Below are 820 nucleotides of genomic sequence, written 5' to 3'. Positions count from 1 at the left end.
CCGGCTGGGCGCTCGCGATGGAGCCGGACGCCGCCGAGGCGCGGCTGATCGCGGCCCGCCAGGCGTGAGCGATCCCGACAGCGCGGGGCGGGTCGCGCCGGAGGCCGCGGGGCGGGTCGTGTTCACGCGCGCCGGCATCCGGCGCGGCGCGGTGGAGAGCCTGCCGCTCTGGCTGGGAATGGTGCCCTTCGGCCTGGTGATCGGCGTGCTGGCCGACGCCAAGGGGCTCAGCTTCGCCGAGACGGTGCTGATGAGCGCCATCGTCTATGCCGGCGCCGCGCAGTTGCTCTCGCTGGAGCTCTGGACCGACCCGGCGCCGATCCTGGCGGCCATCGTCGCGACGGCAGTGGTCAACATCCGCATGGCCCCGCAGGGCGCGGCGCTGGCCGGATGGCTCGACCGGCTGCGCGGCATCCGGCTGTGGGGCACGCTGGCGACGCTGGTGGACCACTCCTTCGCCATGTCGGTGCAGGAGCAGCGCCGTGGCGGACGCGATGCCGGCTACCTGCTGGGCGTCGGGCTCGGGCTCTGGGTGTCCTGGGTGCTCACCACCGCGATCGGGCACCTGGCGGGCAGCCTGGTGCGCGTGCCGCCGGGGCATCCGCTGTTCTTCGCCTCGGTGGCGGCCTTCATCTCCATCCTGGTCGGGCTGTGGCGCGGGCCCAGGGTGGACCTGGCGCCATGGGTGGTGGCGGGGCTGGTGGCGCTGGCGGCGCATCGGGCCGGCCTGCCGGTGCCGCTGCCGCTGCTGGCCGGCACCTTCGCCGGCGCCGCGCTGGGCGCCTGGATCGAGTTGCGCGGACGCCCCGGCGCCGGGACG

The 820-nt window shown here is 76.0% G+C and carries 1 protein-coding gene; it reads left to right on the top strand.

Annotated features, from left to right (window positions below):
- Window positions 1-64: 64 nt before the first annotated feature.
- On the top strand, window positions 65-820 hold a 756-nt coding region (locus tag OZN99_RS32695), incomplete at its 3' end, for an AzlC family ABC transporter permease (RefSeq protein WP_270939340.1).

The sequence above is a fragment of the Falsiroseomonas oryzae genome (assembly GCF_027856955.1).
Classification (GTDB): Bacteria; Pseudomonadota; Alphaproteobacteria; order Acetobacterales; family Acetobacteraceae; genus Falsiroseomonas; species Falsiroseomonas oryzae.
The sequence above is the reverse complement of the archived record's forward strand: the minus strand, read 5'-3'. Positions and strand labels throughout refer to the sequence as shown.